General features: G+C 59.1%; 7 protein-coding genes and 1 pseudogene. 5 read left to right on the forward strand and 3 right to left on the reverse strand.

Annotated features, from left to right (window positions below; all coding sequences use genetic code 11):
• A pseudogene (locus E0F99_RS28610) lies at nt 1-162 on the reverse strand (TlpA family protein disulfide reductase); the annotation flags it as partial.
• A 116-nt stretch (nt 163-278) separates the two neighbouring features.
• Between E0F99_RS28610 and arsC the strand changes: the two are divergent.
• Genes arsC through E0F99_RS28625 form a run of 3 tightly spaced genes read left to right on the forward strand, consistent with a single transcriptional unit; the run spans nt 279 to nt 1,634 of the window.
• The gene (arsC, locus tag E0F99_RS28615) at nt 279-632 is read left to right on the forward strand and encodes an arsenate reductase (glutaredoxin) (protein ID WP_083358883.1); all 354 of its coding nucleotides are present in this window, start codon (nt 279-281) and stop codon (nt 630-632) included.
• Nucleotides 629-1,243, forward strand: coding sequence for an NAD(P)H:quinone oxidoreductase (wrbA, locus tag E0F99_RS28620; RefSeq protein WP_083358884.1), 615 nt, complete (start codon nt 629-631; stop codon nt 1,241-1,243). The genes arsC and wrbA overlap by 4 nt, the downstream gene beginning before the upstream one ends.
• Complete coding sequence (locus E0F99_RS28625; protein ID WP_083358885.1) at nt 1,227-1,634, forward strand: DUF2069 domain-containing protein; 408 nt, start codon at nt 1,227-1,229, stop codon at nt 1,632-1,634. The genes wrbA and E0F99_RS28625 overlap by 17 nt, the downstream gene beginning before the upstream one ends.
• Nucleotides 1,635-1,757: 123 nt before the next feature.
• On the opposite strand, the gene E0F99_RS28630 is transcribed toward E0F99_RS28625, so the two are convergent.
• Nucleotides 1,758-2,429, reverse strand: a complete 672-nt coding sequence (locus E0F99_RS28630) for a DNA-3-methyladenine glycosylase I (RefSeq protein WP_083358886.1) — start codon at nt 2,427-2,429, stop codon at nt 1,758-1,760.
• Between the two features lie 67 nt (nt 2,430-2,496).
• Nucleotides 2,497-3,321 (reverse strand): tRNA 2-thiocytidine(32) synthetase TtcA, encoded by an 825-nt coding sequence (ttcA, locus tag E0F99_RS28635; RefSeq protein ID WP_083358887.1) that lies wholly within the window; start codon nt 3,319-3,321, stop codon nt 2,497-2,499.
• A gap of 282 nt (nt 3,322-3,603) precedes the next feature.
• Here ttcA and E0F99_RS28640 point away from each other — a divergent pair, with 282 nt between their 5' ends.
• Nucleotides 3,604-4,206, forward strand: a complete 603-nt coding sequence (locus E0F99_RS28640; protein WP_083358888.1) for a Yip1 family protein — start codon at nt 3,604-3,606, stop codon at nt 4,204-4,206.
• Nucleotides 4,207-4,334: 128 nt separating this feature from the next.
• Nucleotides 4,335-4,829 (forward strand): SprT family zinc-dependent metalloprotease, encoded by a 495-nt coding sequence (locus E0F99_RS28645; RefSeq protein WP_056861886.1) that lies wholly within the window; start codon nt 4,335-4,337, stop codon nt 4,827-4,829.
• Nucleotides 4,830-5,392 lie beyond the last annotated feature (563 nt).

The raw sequence follows: 5,392 nt of genomic DNA on the forward strand, positions 1-5,392 counted from the left end.
CGGGCCACACCATTCGGCCCAGTAGTTGACCACCGCCCATTGCTTGTCCAAGCGCTCGGACGCTACTTTCTTGCCGTACTGGTCAACGCCGTAGTCGTTACCGCAGCCGCTGAGCAGCAGGGTTGTGATGATCGCCAATACACCGATCAGTCGCCTTGTCATGGGGTAATCCTTCGCAAAAAATGAACGTTGGCTGCGACCTATCGCCTCTTACGGTTTAAGGACGGGACGCTGCGCAGGTAGAATACCCGCCACCTTACGCAAGATGCGACCCGCACATGACCGATCTGACGCTTTATCACAACCCGCGCTGCTCGAAATCCCGCGGTGCGCTCGAATTGCTGGAAGCCCGCGGCCTCAATCCCACCGTCGTGCGCTACCTGGAAACGCCCCTGAACGCCGCGCAATTAAAGGCCCTGCTCGGCAAGTTGGGCATCAGCGCACGCCAACTGCTGCGCACCGGCGAAGACGAATACAAAACCCTCAACCTGGCCGACGCCAGCCTCAGTGAAACGCAACTGATTGTTGCCATCGCCGAACATCCCAAGCTGATGGAACGCCCGATCCTGGAAACCGCCGATAAAGCCATCATTGGCCGCCCGCCGGAAAACGTGCTGGAGCTGCTGCCGTGACCGCGCCGTATGTGCTGGTGTTGTATTACAGCCGCAATGGCTCGGTGAGCGAAATGGCCCGGCAGATTGCCCGGGGCATCGAGCAAGGCGCAATGGAAGCGCGACTGCGTACCGTGCCGGCGATCTCCACCGAGTGCGAAGCCGTGGCGCCGAGCATCCCGGACGAAGGGGCGCTGTATGCCAGCCTCGACGACCTGAAAAACTGCTCGGCCCTGGCCCTGGGCAGCCCGACGCGTTTCGGCAATATGGCGGCGCCGCTCAAATACTTCCTCGACGGCACCAGCAACCTGTGGCTGACCGGCGCGCTCGTGGGCAAGCCCGCCGGGGTGTTCACCTCCACCGCCAGCCTGCACGGTGGCCAGGAAACCACCTTGATGTCGATGCTGCTGCCGCTGCTGCACCACGGCATGCTGATCACCGGCCTGCCTTACAGCGAACAAGCGCTGCTCGACACCCAAGGCGGCGGCACGCCGTATGGCGCCAGCCATCACTCGGGGCCTGACGGTAAGCGCATGCTCGACCCGCACGAAATCACCCTGTGTCGCGCCCTGGGCCTGCGCCTGGCCAACACGGCCATGCTGCTGGAGAACGGCCGTGGCCAGAAAGCCTAAGGTCCTGCCGCCGCAGGCGTGGCTGGAGCCACGGGTCAAGGTGGCACGCGTGTTGAGCCTGTTGGCGTTTCTTGGGCTGGTGGGGTTGCTGTGCGGGTATTACCTGTTCATCGCCGACCTGCACGGCGCACGCCCGTGGGTGATCCTGCTGATCGAACTGGTGCCGCTGCTGGTGCTGGCGCCGGGCATGCTGATGGGCAGCGCGCGCGGGCATTCGTGGATGTGCTTTGCGGTGAATTTGTATTTCATCAAGGGCGCGCTGGCCGCGTATGACCCGAACCGACAGTGGTTCGGGGTGCTGGAAATGCTCGCGAGCCTGGCGGTGTTTTGCACCGCGTTGTTGTATGTGCGGTGGCGGCATCAGTTGAATCGGCGGTTGGCTGAGGCCTGATAGAGATTCGGCGCCTGATAGTCAGTCTTCGCGAGCAAGCCCGCTCCCACCTATGTCCGCGTACATCCTTTGGAGTGCGGGCGAATGTGGGGCGGGCTTGCTCGCGAAGGCATCACCTCGGTCTCAATGGTTGACGGTGTAAGCCAACATCATCGACAACTGGCACATCGGCCGCCCACTCTCGGCATGCCACTGGTTAAACGCGCCCTGCACCGTGGCCAAATCCCGCAGGCTGGTCGGCGCCTTGTCGACAATCTTCTGCGCATTCAACGCGGCCACCACGTCATCGCTCGGCACAAATGTATCCTTGCCCACCATGCGCAAGAAGCGTGGCGCCGAGAGCCCGCCCAACTGGTGACCGTGTTTACTCAGGTACTTCCATAGGCCAACGATATCGGTCACTGGCCAGTCGGCGATAAATGCGCCAAAGCTGCCCTTTTCCTGCTCGATGTCCAGAATCATCTGCGCATTGCGCGGCACACTCTTGAGTTTGCCCAGGTGACGAATGATGCGCGCGTCCTGCATCAAACGCTCCAGGTGCTCGGCGCCCATCAGCACGACCTTTTCCGGGTCGAAGCCAAAGAACACCTGCTCAAAAGCCGGCCACTTGCCATCGACCACACTGTGCTTAAGCCCGGCACGAAACACGCGCAGCGCCAGGGTCGACAGGTAGCGGTCATCACTGATCTTGCGCAGTTGCGCCGGGGTCTTGGGGACAGGTAGGTGGGCTTCCAGCTCGGCCGCCGAACCGAAACGGTTCAGACAATATTCGTGCAGCCACTTGTAATCGCGCATGCCCTCTCCTGGGATTTGAATTGAAAACGGCGCCCGTGAGCGCCGTCTTTCAGAGCGTTGAAAAGTATTAGAGGTTCACAACATTGACGAAGCGCGACGCGGCGGTCTCATCAATTTTAAGGCGGGTGAAGTCGAACAGATTGCGGTCGGCCAACTGCGACGGGATCACATTTTGCAGGCTGCGGAAGATGCTTTCGGTACGGCCTGGGGTCTTGCGCTCCCAGTCCACCAGCATGTCCTTGACCACCTGGCGCTGCAGGTTTTCCTGGGAGCCACACAGGTTGCACGGGATGATCGGGAACTGCTTGAAGTCGGAATAAGCCTGGATGTCCTTCTCGTTGCAATACGCCAGCGGGCGGATCACCACGTTGCGCCCGTCGTCAGCGCGCAGTTTGGGCGGCATGGCCTTGAGCGAGCCGTTGAAGAACATATTGAGGAAGAAGGTTTCAACGATGTCATCGCGATGGTGACCGAGTGCCATCTTGGTCGCGCCGATTTCATCAGCAAAGGTGTAGAGCGTGCCACGGCGCAGGCGCGAACACAGCGAACAGGTGGTCTTGCCTTCAGGAACAAGCTTCTTGACCACCGAATACGTGTCTTTCTCGACGATGTGGTACTCGACGCCCAGGGCTTTCAAGTAAGCAGGCAAGACGTGTTCGGGGAAGCCCGGTTGTTTCTGGTCCATGTTGACGGCGACGATCTCGAACTTGATCGGTGCAACCTTCTGCAGGTGCAGCAGCACGTCAAGCAGGGTGTAGCTGTCTTTTCCGCCGGAGAGGCAGACCATAACCTTGTCGCCCTCCTCGATCATGTTGAAATCGGCGACCGCTTCACCGGCCAGGCGACGCAGGCGTTTTTGCAGTTTGTTCTGGTTGACCGTAAGGGTGCCCATGGCGCTTGGATCCGCTAGAGGTGTGTGACGAAAAGCCGGGTATTTTACCTTCATGACCGACTGAGTTCCAATGTGGGAGGGGCTTGCATCGCCAACTACAGACCCCGCCGCGATTAGGGCCAACGTTTACAGCGCAATTTGCTCTAAAGCCCCACAGTTTTTCCGGTCATCAGTTCCTATACTGCGACGTAAGGTCGCACAAACTATCCAGGACCTTTGAGGCCATTTGGCCCGTGGGCGCTCCGCTGGGGGGCGATGGTAATAACGACAGGAGTGACTGGCATGATCCATCACGTCGTGGGGCTGTTTACCCATCCCGACCAGGAATGGCGGGAAATTAGTGGCGATAAAGAAGAAAGTATCGGCCACATGTACCTCACTCACACCCTGATTCTTGCGGCGATTCCCGCCGTTTCCGCTTTTATCGGCACCACTCAGGTCGGCTGGGTTATTGGCAACCGCGCGCCAGTCATGCTGACCCAGGAAAGTGCGTTGTGGATGACGATCATGTCGTACGCAGCCATGCTCGGCGGTGTGGCGGTGATGGGCGCGTTCATTCACTGGATGGCCCGTACCTACGACGCCAGCCCCAGCATGGCGCGCTGTGTGGCGTTTGCCACCTACACCGCGACCCCGCTGTTTATCGGCGGGCTGTCGGCGCTGTACCCGCATATGTGGCTGGGGATGGTGGTGGGCACGGCGGCCATTTGCTACACGGTGTACCTGCTCTATGTCGGGCTGCCGACGTTCATGAGCATCGACCCGGACGAGGGCTTCCTGTTTTCCAGTTCAGTGCTCGCTGTAGGCTTGGTGGTGCTGGTGGCGATCATGGCGTTTACCGTGATCGTCTGGGGCTTGGGCGTTGGCCCGATCTACACCAACTAAGCGGATAGAACCGTAGGCAAAGCCACCGCGAGGTGGCTTTGTGCGTTATGCATGACCATTCGGCGCCTGACAGATTCGGAAATACTCGCTTTTGGGGCATACTGGACGTCTCTGGAGATATGGTCAGCATGCCCGAGCAACTCAATACCCGCGTCGAAGATTGTTTCCTGCAAGCCGAATCCTTTTTCAAACGAAGCTTCAAACGCCCCCAGGTCAGCCTCAAGCTGCGGGGCCAGAAGGCCGGTGTCGCGCATTTGCACGAGAACCTGCTGCGTTTCAACCCACAGCTATACCGTGAAAACAGCCAGCACTTCCTCAAACAGACCGTGGCCCACGAGGTTGCGCACCTGATCGCCCATCAATTGTTTGGTGAGCGCATCCAGCCGCATGGCGAGGAATGGCAGTTGATCATGCGCGGCGTTTACGAGCTGCCGCCGGATCGTTGCCACACTTATGAAATCAAGCGTCGGCAAGTGACCCGGTATATTTACCGCTGCCCGTGTGCCGACAGTGATTTTCCGTTTTCAGCCCAGCGCCATGGGTTGGTGAACCAGGGGCGCCGGTATTTGTGTCGGCGGTGCCGGCATACCTTGGTGTACACCGGGGAAACTCGAGTGGAGTGATTGCTGGTGTCAGTGATGGCCCCATCACAGCATCGGTATCTACACAACTTTTTGTGTCGTGCTAGGCCGATGACGAGTTTTTTGGTAGATATGAGTACATATCCGTTGCTGCGGTAACGGCGGCTATGGGTTCCGCCCTTACGGCGGGTCACTTTTGGAAAAGAGCCCTGAATGCCGGCCCAGCCAAAAGTGACCAAAAGGGCTCTTGCCCCACCACTCAGTGCCTCGCCTAGGCTCGGCATGCCAGAACGAAGGCCAGCGTAGTTAACGGGGCGCCTCAGATCAAGATCAAAAGCAAGAGCACGGACCTGAGTGGTAGAAGCAAAGGCAAGGCAGAAGCAGAGCACCACCCTATCTAGCTGATGTAATGAGATCCCAATGTGGGAGCGGGCTTGCTCGAGTATGTGCTGTGGTAGCTACACATGAGCGGCATTACCCACCGCTTTCTCGGTCAATCCAGCTCCTACTATTCTGACCGTGTTTACCCGCCAGCACAGCACGGGTTCTCTTTTCTGTCGTAGCATCTATGGTTGTGTGTCAGCCTTCACAACCCTTTCTGACTC

The organism is Pseudomonas antarctica (genome assembly GCF_900624995.1).
In the GTDB taxonomy this organism is placed as follows: domain Bacteria; phylum Pseudomonadota; class Gammaproteobacteria; order Pseudomonadales; family Pseudomonadaceae; genus Aquipseudomonas; species Aquipseudomonas antarctica.